Source organism: Streptomyces sp. NPDC006798 (assembly GCF_040635975.1).
Taxonomy (GTDB): domain Bacteria; phylum Actinomycetota; class Actinomycetes; order Streptomycetales; family Streptomycetaceae; genus Streptomyces.
Genome location: NZ_JBEYIS010000058.1, coordinates 13,870 through 29,508, shown reverse-complemented (window position 1 = coordinate 29,508; position 15,639 = coordinate 13,870). Strand labels below are relative to the sequence as shown.

Sequence of the window (15,639 nt, the reverse complement as noted above, 5' to 3'; positions counted from 1 at the left end):
CCCCGCCCGTGCCGGGGCCGGGGCGGGCAGTTGGGGGAGGACCGCCGTGTCTCTACCGCTCCGTCCGTACCACCGGCACCACTTCTCGAACCGGCGGGCGCGGCTGACCACCGCGATTGCCGCCGCACTCGCCGTCACGGCGGGCCCGCTGGCCCTGGCGGCACCGGCCGGCGCGGAGGCGATCACTTCCCCCGCCTCCGCCCCGGTCGTCGCCGAAGATTCCGCGCGGCAGCAGAACCCCCTGAATCCGCAGGACGAGAATCTGCCGAGACTCGTCAAACACGCCGAGACCCTCGGCGGCGGAAGATCCGGCTATCTGGTCAGGAACGGCTACGACGCCGCCACCAAGAAGCACACCGCGAGCTGGGTCCGGACGAGCGACGGCTCGGTCACCCCCGTCGCGACCTACCACGACCGCGACGCCGGGCACCGGATCAGCTCGGTCTCCGACGTCAAGGTCCTGCCGGGCGGGGTCGCCGGGCGGAAGGTGACCTTCACCGATCTGAGCGCCGGGGCGCCCGGCACCACATCCGTACGCGAACTCCCCGAAGGGCTGCGGTACGTGGGCGCCGTCGGGCCCACGGTGATCGCGGACGGTGCCGGGGGCGTACGGCTCGTCACCGCCACCGGCGACCGCGCGGTGACCGGGCTCCCCGCGGGCGCGGTCGCCGTCGAGGTGGTCGGTGAGTCGCCGGACGCGGCCGTCGTCCGGCTGGCGGATCACCGGCTGGCGGTCGTGGAGTTGGCCACCGCCGCCGTCACCGGACTCCACCAGGTCCATCCCGACAACCGGGTGAAGGTGGTCGCCGCCGTCTCGGCCACCCATCTGGCCTGGGTGGAGACCTCGTGGAGCTACTTCGGGAAGGCGACGCTCGTCGTCGCCGACCGGTCGACGTCCGCCGAGATCCGGCGGACCACCATGCCGTACGGGACGAGTGTGCCGCTGGTCGGGCTCACCGGCGACCGGCTGATCCACGGCATCCGCTACGACGTGAACGACGACCCCAAGCCGCATACGGCGGCGATCGTCTCGGCCCCGGTCACCGCGTCCGGCGGCGGCCCGGCCGCCGGTGAGGTGAAGATCCTCGACCGGGGCTTCGCCCTCGTACCCGCCGACGACGGCTCGGTCCTGGTGACCGGTGGCACGCTCGACCGCGACGAGGGCGTCTACCGGGTCACCGCGCCGTCCGGGGCCGCGACCGCCGAGAAGATCGCGACCACCGGCGACACCACCCGGCTGACCCTCCTGGAGTCGAACTTCCCCGAGCGGGCCGACCTCACGGTGGCCGCACTGATAGCCAGTTGGAAGGCGTCGCGTACCTACGCCCGGTACCGGCTGACCATCGAGCATCCGCTGACCGGGCATACCGAGACCTTCGACTCCGGGCCCAACTTCACCTGGGACGGCACCGTCGACCACACCGGGCCGGACCCGCGGTACGCGCCCTCGGGGGCGTACCGCTGGTCGATGACGGCCACCCCGAAGGACGAGATCGGCCCGCCCGTCACCGTCTCCGGCGCCTTCGTCCTCGACCGGACCCCGGCCCCGCACGACTGGACGTTCAACGGCTCGCCCGATCTGCTCGCCGTCGACGGCGCCGGGCGGCTCTGGCGCGAGGACACCCACCACCGGTGGAGCGGCGGCGGACGGCTCTTCGCCGGGAACGAACGCGTCTATCTGGGCTACCGATGGGACAAGTACGACCTGATCGAGTCCATCGGCAACCACAGTGTGCACACCTACTTCGTCGCCCGCGACAAGCAGGGGGTGCTCTGGCGCCACGACGCCCGGGACGCCGGAACCATCACCACCCGGCCCGAACGGCTCGGCGGCGGCTGGGGGAGCTACGACCGGATCACGGGCGGCGACTTCGACGGCGACGGCCGGCCCGACCTGGTGGCCGTCGACCGCAAGGGCGACCAGTGGCTCCACCCGACCCCGGCGAACGGTGTGGGCCTGCTGCCCCGGAAGAAGACCGGCTGGGGCTGGGGGATCTACAACCGGATCACCGCCGTCGGCGATGTCGCGGGCACCCCGGCGGCCGATCTGGTCGCCCGGGACAAGGCCGGGGTCCTCTGGCTCCACCAGGGCGACGGCAAGGGGTCGTTCACCAAGCGGGTCCGGATCGGCGGGGGCTGGAACCAGTACACGGAGCTGGTCGGCATCGGCGACGGCGACCGGGACGGCCGGGCGGATCTGTACGCGTACGCCCCGAACGGCCGGACGTACTTCTACCCCGGTACGGGGAACACCGCCCGGCCCTTCGAGCAGCGGTCCCCCAGCTCGGTCCTGATGAAGAACTCCGCCGACTACAAGATCGTCTTCTAGTGAGAATCGAGAACGCCATGCACCGGTTCCACCGCAGCACCCATCGCTCCCGTCCCGCCCGCAGGACCACGGTCGCGATCGCCGTGGCCGTCGCCGTCACGGCGGGACCGCTGGCCCTGACGGCCCCGGTCTCGGCCTCCTCCACGCCCGACCGCCCCGCCGCCACCACGCCTGCCGCGACCCCGCCGAAGGCCAGAAACGAGAACCTGCCGCCGCTGACGCACACCCGGGTCGTCTCCGCCGGGGAGACCGGCTATCTCGCCAGGACCGGCGGCGACGCCCTCGGCTGGGTGCGGTACGCCGACGGTTCCGTCACCCCCGTCGGCACCGCCCACGACTACGCCACGCAGTTCGGCGCGGCCTCCGACGTCGTCGCGCTGCCCGAGACCCCGGGCGCGGGCAAGGTGACCCTGGTCGACCTGTCGGGCGGCGGCAGCGGCACCCGTACGGAGATCGACCTCGCCGCGGCCGTCCCGGGATACACCTACCTCGGCGCCGTGGGCTCGACCGTGATCGCCCGCGACGGGCAGCGGATCAAGCTCGTCACCAGCACCGGAGGCGTCGTCACCAGCCGGGACGTGACCGGGCTGCCGGACGGGCTCCTCATCGAGCCGTCCGTGGCCGCGGCGACGAAGGACACCGTGCTGCTCCGCTATATGGACCGGCGGATCGTCGCCGTCGACCTGGCCACCGCGAGCGCCGCCGCCCACGGCGACCACACCACGGAAGAGGGGACCGACGGGCTCTCCACGGCCGTATCGGCGGACCACATCGCCTGGGTGGAGCGGGTCCCGTCCGCGAAGAAGTCGACCCTTGTCGTCGCCGACCGGGCCACCGGCGCGGTCCGCCGTACCGCCGTCCCGTACGCGAACTACCACCACATCGGCCTGACCGGCGGCTGGGTGGTGTACGGCATCGACGCCGACGGATACGTGAGCCCGGCGAACCTCCAGCTCTCCGCCGTACCCGCGACCGGCGGCACTCCGGTGAGACTCCTCGACCGCACCGACGGCCTGGGGCAGGCACCCGACGGCTCCCTCGTGGTCCCCGGCGGAATCGTCGGCCGGGGCGACGGCCTCTACCGGATCACCGGCGCGGCGGGCGGCCCCACGGTGGTGAAGACCGCCACGACGGGGCGCCCCACGGAGATCACCTTCGTCAAGTCCGACGTCCCGGAGTCGGCCGATCTCACCCGGGGCACGGTACCGCTCCGCTGGCAGCTCAGCCGCTACCGGGCGGACTACAAGCTGACCCTGCGTCATATCTACACCGGCGTCCGGACCGAGATCGACCTGATGCCCTGGATCGCGGGCGGCGACCAGGACGATCCGCCGTACCTCCACTGGGACGGCACCATGACCGCGAACGGCGAGCGCTTCTACGGCCCGAACGGCCCCTACGAATGGTCGTTGACCGCCACTCCGTGGAACCGCGTCGGCCCGCCCGCCACGGCGTCCGGTCGCATCAACGTCTACCGGGCCTATGCCCCGCACGACTGGACGAACAACGGCTCCCCGGACCTCCTGGTCACCGACGGCGGAGGCCGGCTCTGGCGCGAGGACACCCACCTCACCTGGACCAACGGCGTCCGGCTGCTCGCCGGAACGGGACGGCAGTTCCTGGGCGACGGCTGGGGCGGCTACGACCTCATCGAGGCGTCGGGCCTCCGGACCTCCAGCGCGACCTTCGTCGCCCGGGACAAGAAGGGCGACTTCTGGGAGTACCCGCACGGCCCCGACGGCTCCCCCGCCGACGGGCGCCTGAAGATCGGCCACGGCTGGGGGATCTACGACCGCGTCGCGGCGGGCAGCGACCTGAACGGCGACGGCCAGCCCGACCTGGTCGCCGTCGACCGCAAGGGCGACCTGTGGTTCTACCCGCGAACCGGCCCGGAGGAGGGCCCCGGCTACGGGCTGCGGAAGAAGGCCGGCCACGGCTGGGGCGGCTATACCGAGATCACCGCCGTCGGCGACATCGCGGGCGCCCGGGCCGGTGACCTGGTGGCCCGCGACAAGGCCGGAGTCCTCTGGCTCCACCTCGGCGACGGCAAGGGCGGCTTCGCCCCCCGCACCCGGATCGGCGGCGGCTGGAACGAGTACAACCAGTTCGTCGGCGTCGGCGACGCGAACCGCGACGGCCGTCCGGACCTGTACGCGTACGGCCCGGGCGGCCGGACGTTCTACTACCGGGCCACGGGCGACTGGAAGCGGCCGTTCGAGACCCGCATCAGCAGTACGGCCCTGATGAAGAACTCCGCCGACTACAAGATCGTCTTCTAGCCGGTGCCGGGGGCACCCCCGGGCCCGTCCCGCCTCGTGCGGCGCGGGCCCGGGTGCCCGTTCGTACACGTCCTCCGGACAGGCGTAGAGGGGTATGCCCGGCGGGACGTGCCCTGTCTCGACGGGTGCGGCGGTGTCCCGGCCGCAGACGCGACAGGGCGCGCGCAGGGCGGTCGGCGGGTCGTCGGCGAGCAGGCTCTCGTGGGTCATGGGGCGATCCGGCGGTGAAGGCCGGGGCGGTCGAGGCAGAGGCCGTGGGCGATCACGTACAACCGTCTACGGCTCCTCCGCCGCTCCATCGCCTCCAGCCGGAACCGGGCCAGGGCCTCTTCCTTGGTGGGACTGGCCCAAGGCCGCTTCCAGGGGTCGGCGGGTGGTGGCGCCGCCGGGGACGGTGGCGGTGCGGGGCGGAGGAGTCGGATGAGGCGCATGGGGGCTCCTGGGTGGCCCCGGCCCGTGTGCGGGGGTGGGGATGTCTACGGGCCGGGGCCGGTCGAGGCGGGTGTCAGCGCCGGGGCCGGTCGCCGATCCCGCAGTCGGGGTGCGCGTAGAGGGCGGGGCGGGCACCGGAGGCGGAGAAGCCGTCGAAGACCTCGTTCTCCTCGGTCGCCGCGACGGGCTTCTCGCAGAAGACACAGGGTTCGGTGCGGGGCCGGTCCGGGCAGACCGCCGCCCCACAGGAGCAGGGCGGCCAGCGGAGGGGTGAGCGGACGGCAGCCTCTTCTCGGGCGACCCCTTCGCCCTTCACGGATACCAATGGCGAGGTAGACCGGCTCTCATGAGCCGGGCGTCGGTAGTTCGGCATGGTTCAAGGAAACCCTCGTACTCCTTTTGTGCCGGGAGCCTGCGCGGGGGCCGGAGAGGGGGCCAACATGGGGGCCAGAACCCGAGGCCGGGAGTCAACGTGATGGATTCCGGTATCGGAGTCCTGCTGGCGCAGATGCGTCAGGAACTGGGGGAAGTCCCAGCAGGGCGTGGCGGACCGTTACAACGACGTCGAGGGTCGCGGAGCCATGACGGGAAAGGAGATCGGCCGCTACGAACGCGAAGCCCGCATTCCCTCCAGTCACACCCGTGCTTACCTCGCGATGGTCTTCGGGGTGGATCAGTCGCTCCTGGACCGGGCTGCGGCCATCAGCCGGGGGCGTCGACGTGAGCCCAGTGCCCCAATAATGAACGGAGTCGGCCCCGATCCCTGTCTCACGACACGAGCCCGTCTCGCGAGCCTCGAAGCCAGGGCGCTGGCCGCTCTGGGGGACAGGCACGGCGCCGTCGCCGAACTCGACCGGGTCGTCGTGGACGGCGGTCCGGTGATCGTGTCGACCAACGGCGAGCGGGACAAGCACGAACTCGACGCCCTCTGGGCACGCGCGGCAGGCGATGTTCCCGGGGTCGCGGAGGGGCCGTCGCGGATATCGCTCAGTGCGCGTTTCTCCCTGGAGCGCGCCCCCGGCTTCCTCCGGCCCGTGTTCCCGGAAAGCGAGACCATCGGCTTGCCGGGCACCACCGGCGTCACCGATCCCGCCCCCGTCGTCGCACATCTGCGGTCCTATCGGGCCTGGGCCGATCGGCACGACGTACCCTTCGATGCCGCAGTCAACCGGGCGCGGGAGTTGGCCGCCGAACGGATCGGCCGTGACGGCGCGTTCACCGTCACCACCCACAGCGGGATCCTGGTCTGCCGACGTCGGCAGGGGAGCTGAAGAGGCCAAAGAGGAGGGGGCCCGGTCCTGGGGTCAGGACCGGGCCCCCGGGGCATACCCGCCCGTCAGCGGCGCAGTGCCCACCGCTGGACCGACTCCAGCGGGCCCGTGTTGAAGCGGCGGAGCCAGAGCGTGGCGCCGGTCATCAGGAAGGCGCAGACCACCGCCCACAGGCCGATCACCCACCACGGGGACCAGTCGGGTCCGAGGGATTCGGCGAGGCCGAGGCCGATGCCGTACGCGGCCAGCATGCAGATCACGTTCTGGAGGACGTAGCCGGTCAATGCCGTACGGCCGACGGAGATCAGTCCGGTCATCAGGATGCCGGGGCGGCGGACGCGGTCCACGATCAGGCCGATCAGGCCGATGTAGCCGAGGGCCGTGAGGGGGCCGCCGATGTAGCGGTCGACCAGGACGAGTTCGGGGCCGACGGCGGTCGAGACGATGCTGATCGGCAGGCCGAGGCCGAGGCCCCAGCCGAACAGCCGGGTCCGGATGCGGCGGGCCGTGTCGTCGGTGCCGAAGGCTCCCGCGCGGAACAGGCGGACGCCGAGGAGGAAGAGGAAGACCAGCAGGGGGAAGGTGACGATCGGTTCCATCCGCATGGCGAGCGCGTTCTCCAGGCGGAAGAGGATCTGCTCCCCGTAGCTTCCGGAGGCGTACAGCTCGCGGACGTCTTCGTCGAGTTCGGTCTCCCCGGCTCCCTCGCCCGCGAGTACGGCCGTGGCGAGCAGTATCAGGATCACATGGGCGCCGCCGAGCCACCACATCACCCGGTTCTGCGCCTTGAGGGAGCGGGTCAGCAGCCAGGCGACGAGCAGGGCCGTGACCGCGTACCCCATCAGGACGTCCCAGGCGAAGATCAGGACGAAGTGGACGGTGCCCTCGAAGAAGAGGAAGTAGGCGCGGGGCCGGTAGGAGCCGGGCCAGGGTTTGCCGCGCCGTTCGGCGGAGGCGTACTGGATGGCCAGGCCCACACCGAACAGGATCGTCAGCAGGGACAGGAACTTTCCGTTCGCCAGCAGCCGGAAGACGGCCTCCACCGCGTGCGGTACGGAGTCGAAGGCGGGTGTGCCGGTCGCCCCGGTGAGGACGCCCCACTCCGCGCCCGGCGCCGTGAACACCCAGACGTTGGTCATCAGGGTGCCGAGGATCGCCGCGCCGCGCAGGACGTCGAGGAGGGGGAGCCGGGCCGGGGATCCGGGGCCGGAGCCGACCGCCGTACCCGAGGACGGGATCTGGGACTTGGTCTGGATGGTCACGTCTTCATCGTCCCGGCGGTACGGCGCCGGATCCTCGTGACCGGTGACGAAAGACGGCTACATCGAAGGATGTACGGGGGGCACCCCGGCGGGTCCTCCGCCGGGTAGAGAGCCCGGCCGGGGCGGGGCTCCCGGGGCTCCGGAGGCGGTTGCGCCTTCAACCGATCCCGGCGCGGGGGTTCCGGCGCGGGGGCGGTGGGCCCGGAACCTCGGCGGCGGCGACGGGCTCGGGGCGTAGCCGTGGCTTCGTACGTCGAGATGCGACGCCCGCCCGCCGTATCTATCGTCGGAGTATGGGCCAGACGGGCGGTGGGCGCGCGGACGCGGGCCGTGACGGCGGGTGGAGCGACGCGCGGTACGCCCCCGGCCGGGCGGCCCCGGCCCCGGTGGGCGCCGGGGACGCCGGCGCCGGTTTCCGGCTCACCGACCGCGCCCCCGAGCAGTACGAACGGTACGCCGCCCCGATCATGACCCCCTTCGTCGGGGCGCTGCTCGGTACCGCCCCGCTGTCGCCCGGTACCGCCCTCCTCGACCTCGCCTGCGGTACGGGCTTCGTCGCCCGCTCCGCCGCGGCCCGGCTGGCCGGGACCGGGAGCCGGGTCGTCGGTGTCGACCCGGCGCCGGGGATGCTGCTGGTCGCCGCCGAGCACGCCGTCGCCGACGGCATCGTGGTGGAGTGGCAGGAGGCGTCGGCGGGCGATCTGCCGTACGCCAACGGCTCGTTCGACTCCGTCCTCTGCCAACAGGGCGTGCAGTTCTTCCCCGACCGGGACGCCGGTGTCGCCGAGGCCGCCCGGGTCACCCGCCCCGGCGGTCTGCTGGGGTTCACCGCCTGGGCCCCGATGGGCCGTTCGCCGTTCTTCGCCGCCACGGGGCAGGCGATGGAGGAGAACGGCGCGGGCCCGATCATGGACTGGTACGCGACCGCCTTCGAGTGCGGCGCCGACCAGCTCTCCGGGCTGCTGACGGGGGCGGGCCTGACCGGGGTGACCGTACGCGAGGTGGTGGCGGAGGTCGCGCTGCCGCCGCTCGCCGACTACGTCCCGGGCTTCATGTCGGCGACCCCGTGGGGCCGGGCCTTCACGGACGCCCGGCCGGACGGCGTCCCCCGGAGTTTCGCCCGGATCCGCGAACTGCTCGCGCCGTGGGAGACGGGCGACGGTTCGGCGCAGGTGGAGTTTGTCTCGTACCTGGTCACGGGGGTACGGCCGCCGGAATCCGGCGCCGAGCCGACGGCTGTCTGACCCGTCTCGTACCCTTCCCGCACGGTCCCTTTCCATACGAATCCCGTACGAACCCTTACCGAGCGTGCACCCCGCCATGAGGTCCTTCACACCCGCTTGAATACCCCCGGGGGTAATTTGGTACGGTCCCCGTATACCCCGGGGGGTACACAGAGCGCGAAAGGATCACCGCAGTGTTCTTCATCGACACCTTGGAGATACCCGGGCTCGGCAATCGCGGCTATCTCGCGGGCGGAGCCCGTACGGCCGTCGTGGTCGATCCGCCCCGGGACATCGACCGCGTCCTGGAGGCCGCCGCCCGGCGCGGGGTCCGGATCGCGGTGGTCGCCGAGACCCATGTCCACAACGACTACGTCACCGGCGGCCTGGAGCTGGCCCGGCTGACGGGTGCCGCGTATCTCGTCCCGGCCGGGGCCCGGGTGTCGTACACCCGCGTCCCCGTCGCCGACGGCGACCGTACGGAGATCGACACCGATCTCGTACTGCGCGCCGTCGCCACCCCCGGGCACACCCCGCACCACACCGCCTACGTACTGGAGGAGGCGGGCGACCCCGCCGCCGCGTTCACCGGCGGATCGCTGCTGATCGGTACGGTCGGCCGCCCCGACCTGGTCGAACCCCGGCTCACCGAGGGGCTGGCCCGGGCCCAGCACGCGTCCGCGCACCGGCTCGTGGACGGGCTTCCCGACACCACGGCCGTACTGCCCACCCACGGCTTCGGCAGCCTCTGCTCGGCGGGCGCCCCCGGTGCGGGCGTGCCGGGCGCGGTCGGCGGCGGCAGTACCGTCGGCGCGGAGCGGCGCGGCAACGAGGCGCTGCTCAAGGATGTCGACACCTTCGTCGCCGAACTCCTCGCCTCCCTCGACGACATTCCCGCGTACTACGCCCATATGGGACCCCTGAACTCCCGCGGCCCCGCGCCCGTCGATCTGACCACCCCGGCCGCCGTCGCGGACGCCGACGAGATCGCGGCCCGGCTGGCGGAAGGGGAGTGGGTGATCGATCTGCGCGGCCGGGTCGCCTTCGCGGCGGGCCATGTGGCGGGCACCGTCAATATCGAGTCGGGCGGCCAGCTCGCCGTACAGCTCGCCTGGCTCGTGCCCTGGGGCAGGCCGGTGACCCTGCTCGCGGCCTCGCCCGAGCAGCTCGCGGAGGCCCGGCGCGAGCTGGCGCGGGTCGGGATCGACCGCCCGGCGGCGGGCGTGCCCGGCGGGGTGGGGAACTGGCTCCGCGACGGCGAGTCCGCCCGGTCCTTCCGGCGCGGCACCTTCGCCGATCTGGCGGCGGCCGTCGGCGCCGATCGGGCCGGTACGGGTGGGCCCGTGGTGATCGTGGACGTCCGGCGCGCCTCGGAGCGGGCGGGCTCCGGCCGGATCGAGGGCGCCCTCACGATCCCCCTGCACCAACTGCGGTCCCGGCTGGGAGAGATACCGGCGGGCACCGTCTGGGCGCACTGCGCGGGCGGCTTCCGGGCCGCGATCGCCGCGTCCCTGCTGGACGCGGCGGGCCGCGAGGTCGTGGCCGTGGACGACGCCTTCACGGCGGCGGAGGCGGCGGGGCTCCGGGTCGTGACGACCGAAGCGCCCGGCGGTCCCGGCGGTCCCGGTGGCGACGCGGGCGAGGGCGAGCGTACGGGGGCGGACGCGTCCGCCCCCGCCGATGGCGGCGGCTCCCCCGGCGGGCTTTCCCGGGCGCGTACCGCGTCGTGATACTCGCCCTGCTCGCGGGCGCCGTGGTCGGGATCGCCCTGGGGGCGCTCGGCGGTGGCGGCAGTGTCCTCGCCGTCCCCGCCCTGATCTACCTCCTCGGCCTCAGCCCGGTCACGGCGACCACCGCGAGCCTGGTCGTCGTGGCGCTCACCTCGGTCACCGCCCTCTACGCGCACGCCCGCGACGGCCGGGTCCGCTGGCGTACCGGAGCCCTCTTCGCGGCGGCCGGGCTGGTCCCCGCCGCGCTCGGGGGCGTACTGGCGGCCCGGCTGCCGGACGCCGTACTGACCGGCGCCTTCGCGGTGATCGCGGTCGTGGTCGCGATCGGCATGCTGCGCTCCGGTGACGGCCGTGAGGAACGCGACGACAAGGCGCCCGATTCCGGTTCCGATTCCGGATCCGGGCCGGTCGGCGAGGGCGTCGAGCGTGCCGGTGGGACCGGTCCCGCCGTACGGGCCGGGGCCGGAGTCGGGGCGCTGACCGGGGTACTGGGAGTGGGTGGCGGGTTCCTCGTCGTACCGGCCCTGATGAGGACCCTCGGCCTCGGGATGCGTACCGCCGTCGGGACCGGGCTGCTGGTGATCACGGTCAACGCGATCGCCGCCCTGGCGACCCGCTCCGGTACCGCGCAGGGACTCGAATGGGGAGTGATCGCGCCGTTCGCCGCCGCGGCCGTCCTCGGCGCGTGGGACGGGAAGCGGCTCGCGGACCGGCTCCCGGCCGCGACCCTGCGGCGGATCCTCGCCTGGGTACTGATCGCGGTGGCCGTGGCCATGGCGACGGACGCGACGGGGGTGGTGTGACATGGCCCCCGCGCCCGCCGTCCCCGCCCCTGCTCCCGCCCCCGCTCCCGGGACGGGTCCGCCGTCCCGGCTCAGGCCAGTGACAGGAAGAGCTTCTCCAGCCGGGCCCGCATCTTCTCCGGGTCCTCGATCCGCCTGCGGCGGGTCCCGCCGGAGCCCTCCGGCGCGGCCTCGCCTTCGGCGCCCTCCGCCCCGTCCTCCGGGCCGATATCGGTCAGGCACTGCTGGAGGCCGGTCGCGATGATGGCGAATCCGGCCCGGTCGAGGGCGCGGGACGCGGCGGCGAGCTGGGTCACGACCTCCTCGCAGTCCCGGCCCTCCTCGATCATCCGGATCACTCCGGAGATCTGACCCTGCGCCCGGCGCAGCCGGTTCAGCACGGCCTTCAGCTCGGCGGCGGCGAGATCGAGTTCCACGTCGTCCACTCCTTCCCGTACATACCCCTGGGGGTAATTTACCCCCTTCCTTCCCCCGAGGAGGCATCACCGATGTCACAGTCCCCCCGAACCCACCAGGACCCGGACCGGACCCGGGACCGGAGCCCCGAGTACGACGCCGACCGCGCCCGTGCCCGGCTGGCCGTACTGACCGTGATCGACGTCCGTACGCCCGGCGAGTACGCCTCCGGCCATCTCCCGGGCGCCGTCAACGTCCCCCTCGACCAGGTGCGCCGCGCGGTCCCGGAGATCGGGGCCGCCGCCGGGCGCGGTGATGTGCTGATCGTCTGCGCCTCCGGGGCGCGGTCGGCGAAGGCACGCGATCTGCTGGCCGGGCGGGGGGTGCGGACGGCGAGCCTGAGCGGCGGTACGTCGGGCTGGGCGGCCCGCGGCTATCCGCTGGAGCGCCCCGCCGCCACCGACCCGGACCCGGGCACCGGCGCCGGTGCCGTCTGCGCGGTCCCGCGAGCGGGCTGGGCGATGGAGCGCCAGGTCAGGCTGGCGGCGGGCGCGCTGATACTGACCGGGGCCGGCCTCGGGTTCTTTCTCCACCCGGCCTGGCTGCTACTGGCCGCGGGGGTCTCGGGCGGGCTGGTCTTCTCGGCCCTCACCGACACCTGCGGCATGGCGGCCGTGCTGGCGAAGCTGCCGTACAACCGCCCCGCCCGGCCGGATCTCGAAGCGGCGCTGGAGCGGCTGCGCGGGACGGCCTGACACCCGCCGGCCCCTGCCGGGCCGCCGGTTCGGAGGGGGTGGCGCCGCCCGCGCGGTGCCACTCCCTCCGGTAACCCGGACACGTATCCGTACGTCTTCTTGCCGTCAGGCCGCCCGCAGCCGTACCCCGACCCCGTCGAGCACACACGCCAGCCCCTGGTCGAAGGACGACCCCCGGGTCTCCGTCGGGTCCATCTCGTCCAGCGCCGCGTACCGCTTCCGCAGCCGGGGGTACGGCTGCGCCGCCGCCACCGCCGTCGGCCAGACGCTCTCCAGCCACTCCTGCTCGGTCCGGCCGCTCCGGGCCAGCGACGTCAGATACGCGGCCTCGGTGAGCGCCGTACCGATCACAAAGGCGATCACCGTACTCATCAGGACGTCCGCGGTCTCGGCGTCGTCGCATCCGGCGGTCTCGAAGATGCCGAGCCCCCGGTCGGAGAGGCGCATCATGTTCGGCCCCAGATAGGCCATGCCGACCTCGCCCAGGACCGACGCCATCCACGGGTGGCGCAGGATCGTCGCCCGCAGGCTGCGCGCGAACTCCTCCAGGGCCCGCCGCCAGTCGTCCGGGCCGGTGGGCTCCGGGACGTCGATCTCGCCGTAGACCTCGTCCACGACCAGCTCGATCAGCTCCTCCTTGTTCGCGACGTGCGAGTACATGGAGGTCGCCCCGGCCTTCAGCCGGGCGCCGAGCTTGCGCATGCTCAGCGCCTCGACACCGTCGCTGTCCAGCAGGGCGAGGGCCTCGGCGACGATCTGCTCCCGGCTCAGCGCCGGCTGTTCCCGCTTACGGCGCCGGGGCCGGGCCCAGACTGAGGGGAACCCCTCGTCCGCCTTCGAACCGGCCGCTCCCGTCGCTCCCGTCGCCCCTGCCGTCCCCGCGTCCGCCGTGCCCGGCGCCTGCTCCTCGACCGCCATGTCCAGGGCTCCTCTCGCGTCCCGCGCGCCGTCCCGAACCGGGCCGGTGCCTCTTCGTCGCGTCCAACCCTAACGCAGTTACGAACGCCGTACGTTCTTGCGCACACTGTTCGGTGTCCGTACAGTGTGCGGCAGAGCGCACGTCGTGCGGCGGTCGCTCCGGATATCGCCGTACGACTACTCGGAGGGGAAGCGGCCATGAAGCGGGAGCGGGCACACCGGGACGAGAAGGGCCACCGGAACGACCCGGCGGCGGGCGCGCGGAAGGCGGAAGGGGGGACCGCGGACCGTCACCCGCGCCGTTGGCTGATCCTCGTGGTGCTCTGCCTGAGCACCCTCGTCCTGGTCGTCGACAACATGGGCCCGTACCGAGTCGCCGATGGTCCCCGTCTCCCTCTTCCGTGACAAGGTCTTCACCGGTGCCGGCTTCTCGCTCGTCCTGCTGACCTTCGCCAACGGCGGTCTGATGCTGGTCCTGACCCAGTACCTCCAGTTCGTGCTCGGCTACAGCGCCACCGAGACCGGTCTCGCCTTCGCCCCGATGGCGGTCGCCGTGATCGCCTTCAACGGCATCGGCGCCGCCCTGCTCCCGAAGACCGGCAACCGGATCGTGGCCGTACTCGGCCTGCTGGTGATCGCCGCCGGGTTCGGCACCCTCGCCACCCTCTCCGAGGGCGACGGCTGGGGCCTGATCACCACGGCCATGCTGCTGATGGGCGCCGGTGGCGGACTGGCGATGCCCGCCGCGATCGCCGCCCTGACGGGCGCGGTGCCGGAGGAGCACGCGGGGGTCGGCTCGGCGCTCAACGACACCATCCAGCAGGCGGGCGCCGCCCTCGGCGTGGCGATCCTCGGCGCGGTGCTCTCCACCACCTACCGGAACGAACTGCCGGACAGCGCACCCGAGGCGGCCGAGGAGTCGTTGGCGGCGGCCCTGAGGATCCCGGCGCTGGCGGACGCCGCGCGGGACGCCTTCACCCAGGCGATGGCGAACAGCTTCGTCGCGGGCGGTATCGGGGTCGTGGTCGCCGCGGCGCTGGCGGCGGTCCTCCTCCGGGGCCGGGACAAGAACGCCGCGAACGGTACGAGTACGGAGACGGGGCCGGGGCGGGCCGGGGACGACAAGACGCTGACGCCGACCGCCTGACCGGGCCCTCCGGACCACCGGACACGGGTGCGGGGCCGCTCACCACGAGCGGCCCCGCACCCGTACCTGTATCCGTATCCCCGTAATCCCGTACCTCTGTTAAAGGCTCCGCTCCAGTACCGCCACATAGGCGTCGATGAAGTGGTCCCGCACCCCGTCCGAGGGCAGGACGACCGGACCGGCCACCGCACCCCGCAGCCGGTCGGCCGCCCCCGCGATCCGGGGCATCGAGGTGTGCAACGTGCCCTTCGCGTCGAACCAGCGCAGCGCGTCCGTATGCGCGTACGCGGGCTCCGGCGGCAGCAGCGGTACGACGTCGTCGTTGTTGACGAACCGGAACAGCCGGCCCTTGAACCCCTTGTTCACGGCGGCGGCCAGCACCCGGTCGCAGGCGCGCGGCTGGCCGTACGTGTAGACGCCGTCGGCCCGCAGCCGGGGCTCCTCCAGATACATCCGGCACCCGGCCAGCATCGCCAGCGCGCCGCCCAGGCTGTGCCCGGTGAACCACACGGTCTGACCGCCGTCGCGGAACCCGGCGACCGTCTCCCGTACCCCCGGATAGACCGAGTCCAGCGCCTCCGCGAAGCCGTAGTGCATGTATCCGGTCCTGGCCGGGCCCGGCCACGGCGGGGTGGCGGCGTCCGAGAGCCAGTCCCGGATCAGCGCCGGTTCGGTCCCCCGGAACGCGGTCACGATCATCCGGTCGCTCGCCATCGTGTACGCCTGCGTGTCCTCCAGGGCGAACGGCGGCTCGAACAGGGACTCGTGATGCCGTACCCGGTCGAACCCCCAGGCCCGGGCCTGCCGCTCGACCTCGGCCGGATTCTCGTACGCGAGCCGGGCGGCGCGCGCCATCCAGTACGCGTGCGCCAGGCTGTAGCCGGTGACCTGGTGGTCGAGTGCCGACGGTACGGACACGGCCGTCCTCCTCCGGTGCGTCGTCGGGGCCACCCGTGACCCGTGCCCCCGGCCACTCAACCCGCCCCGGCCCCGGCCGCCCCTCCCGCCACGCGACGCCCCGCGCCTTCCGCCCGGACCGTCCCCCGCGCGGAGTACCCGGACCGGTGATGACGCCGTTCCGACACCGGTCTCGA

Annotated in this window: 14 protein-coding genes; 9 read left to right on the top strand and 5 right to left on the bottom strand. The window is 73.2% G+C overall.

The features are described 5' to 3' along the window. The first annotated feature begins 46 nt into the window (after nt 1–46). Nucleotides 47–2,329 (top strand): VCBS repeat-containing protein, encoded by a 2,283-nt coding sequence (locus ABZ714_RS29405; protein WP_358828386.1) that lies wholly within the window; start codon nt 47–49, stop codon nt 2,327–2,329. Continuing rightward, nucleotides 2,329–4,608, top strand: coding sequence for a VCBS repeat-containing protein (locus ABZ714_RS29400; RefSeq protein WP_358828385.1), 2,280 nt, complete (start codon nt 2,329–2,331; stop codon nt 4,606–4,608). Before ABZ714_RS29405 ends, ABZ714_RS29400 begins: the two co-directional genes overlap by 1 nt. Before the next feature lie 505 nt (nt 4,609–5,113). On the opposite strand, the gene ABZ714_RS29395 is transcribed toward ABZ714_RS29400, so the two are convergent. Then, nucleotides 5,114–5,356 carry a hypothetical protein gene (locus ABZ714_RS29395; protein ID WP_358828384.1) on the bottom strand — a complete coding sequence of 81 codons (243 nt, stop codon included), beginning with the start codon at nt 5,354–5,356 and terminating at the stop codon, nt 5,114–5,116. A 226-nt stretch (nt 5,357–5,582) separates the two neighbouring features. On the opposite strand from ABZ714_RS29395, the gene ABZ714_RS29390 reads away from it, so the two are divergent. Then, nucleotides 5,583–6,311, top strand: a complete 729-nt coding sequence (locus ABZ714_RS29390; protein ID WP_358828383.1) for a hypothetical protein — start codon at nt 5,583–5,585, stop codon at nt 6,309–6,311. A gap of 65 nt (nt 6,312–6,376) precedes the next feature. Here ABZ714_RS29390 and ABZ714_RS29385 read toward each other — a convergent pair whose 3' ends face one another. Next, the gene (locus ABZ714_RS29385; protein ID WP_358828394.1) at nt 6,377–7,549 is read right to left on the bottom strand and encodes a DUF418 domain-containing protein; all 1,173 of its coding nucleotides are present in this window, start codon (nt 7,547–7,549) and stop codon (nt 6,377–6,379) included. A 317-nt stretch (nt 7,550–7,866) separates the two neighbouring features. Between ABZ714_RS29385 and ABZ714_RS29380 the strand changes: the two genes are divergently transcribed. The 3 genes from ABZ714_RS29380 (at nt 7,867) to ABZ714_RS29370 (ending at nt 11,329) form a co-directional block, all read left to right on the top strand. Continuing rightward, nucleotides 7,867–8,817, top strand: a complete 951-nt coding sequence (locus ABZ714_RS29380; protein WP_358828382.1) for a class I SAM-dependent methyltransferase — start codon at nt 7,867–7,869, stop codon at nt 8,815–8,817. Nucleotides 8,818–8,990: 173 nt separating this feature from the next. Beyond that, nucleotides 8,991–10,526 carry an MBL fold metallo-hydrolase gene (locus ABZ714_RS29375; protein ID WP_358828381.1) on the top strand — a complete coding sequence of 512 codons (1,536 nt, stop codon included), beginning with the start codon at nt 8,991–8,993 and terminating at the stop codon, nt 10,524–10,526. Beyond that, on the top strand, nt 10,523–11,329 hold the full coding sequence (locus tag ABZ714_RS29370; RefSeq protein WP_358828380.1) for a sulfite exporter TauE/SafE family protein: 807 nt from the start codon (nt 10,523–10,525) through the stop codon (nt 11,327–11,329). Before ABZ714_RS29375 ends, ABZ714_RS29370 begins: the two co-directional genes overlap by 4 nt. Nucleotides 11,330–11,400: 71 nt before the next feature. On the opposite strand, the gene ABZ714_RS29365 is transcribed toward ABZ714_RS29370, so the two are convergent. Continuing rightward, entirely contained in the window at nt 11,401–11,745 is a 345-nt protein-coding gene (locus ABZ714_RS29365; RefSeq protein ID WP_358828379.1) for a metal-sensitive transcriptional regulator, read from the bottom strand. Nucleotides 11,746–11,817: 72 nt separating this feature from the next. On the opposite strand from ABZ714_RS29365, the gene ABZ714_RS29360 reads away from it, so the two are divergent. Then, complete coding sequence (locus ABZ714_RS29360; protein WP_358828378.1) at nt 11,818–12,480, top strand: rhodanese-like domain-containing protein; 663 nt, start codon at nt 11,818–11,820, stop codon at nt 12,478–12,480. A 105-nt stretch (nt 12,481–12,585) separates the two neighbouring features. Here ABZ714_RS29360 and ABZ714_RS29355 read toward each other — a convergent pair whose 3' ends face one another. Further along, a complete protein-coding gene (locus ABZ714_RS29355) occupies nt 12,586–13,398 on the bottom strand; it encodes a TetR/AcrR family transcriptional regulator C-terminal domain-containing protein (RefSeq protein ID WP_358828377.1) in 813 nt (270 codons plus the stop codon). A 198-nt stretch (nt 13,399–13,596) separates the two neighbouring features. Here ABZ714_RS29355 and ABZ714_RS29350 point away from each other — a divergent pair, with 198 nt between their 5' ends. Both ABZ714_RS29350 and ABZ714_RS29345 read left to right on the top strand, forming a co-directional pair. Beyond that, entirely contained in the window at nt 13,597–13,803 is a 207-nt protein-coding gene (locus ABZ714_RS29350; RefSeq protein ID WP_358828376.1) for a hypothetical protein, read from the top strand. Beyond that, the gene (locus ABZ714_RS29345; protein WP_358828375.1) at nt 13,778–14,545 is read left to right on the top strand and encodes an MFS transporter; all 768 of its coding nucleotides are present in this window, start codon (nt 13,778–13,780) and stop codon (nt 14,543–14,545) included. The genes ABZ714_RS29350 and ABZ714_RS29345 overlap by 26 nt, the downstream gene beginning before the upstream one ends. A gap of 99 nt (nt 14,546–14,644) precedes the next feature. Here the strand turns inward: ABZ714_RS29345 and ABZ714_RS29340 are convergent, their stop codons facing one another. Continuing rightward, complete coding sequence (locus ABZ714_RS29340; RefSeq protein WP_358828374.1) at nt 14,645–15,463, bottom strand: lipase family protein; 819 nt, start codon at nt 15,461–15,463, stop codon at nt 14,645–14,647. Nucleotides 15,464–15,639 lie beyond the last annotated feature (176 nt).

What these genes read in the sequence shown, in the direction of transcription:
- ABZ714_RS29345 (WP_358828375.1), top strand. Translation starts at nt 13,778, where the DNA reads ATGGTCCCCGTCTCCCTCTTCCGTGACAAGGTCTTCACCGGTGCCGGC.
- ABZ714_RS29355 (WP_358828377.1), bottom strand. Translation starts at nt 13,398, where the DNA reads ATGGCGGTCGAGGAGCAGGCGCCGGGCACGGCGGACGCGGGGACGGCA.
- ABZ714_RS29350 (WP_358828376.1), top strand. Translation starts at nt 13,597, where the DNA reads ATGAAGCGGGAGCGGGCACACCGGGACGAGAAGGGCCACCGGAACGAC.
- ABZ714_RS29380 (WP_358828382.1), top strand. Translation starts at nt 7,867, where the DNA reads ATGGGCCAGACGGGCGGTGGGCGCGCGGACGCGGGCCGTGACGGCGGG.
- ABZ714_RS29360 (WP_358828378.1), top strand. Translation starts at nt 11,818, where the DNA reads ATGTCACAGTCCCCCCGAACCCACCAGGACCCGGACCGGACCCGGGAC.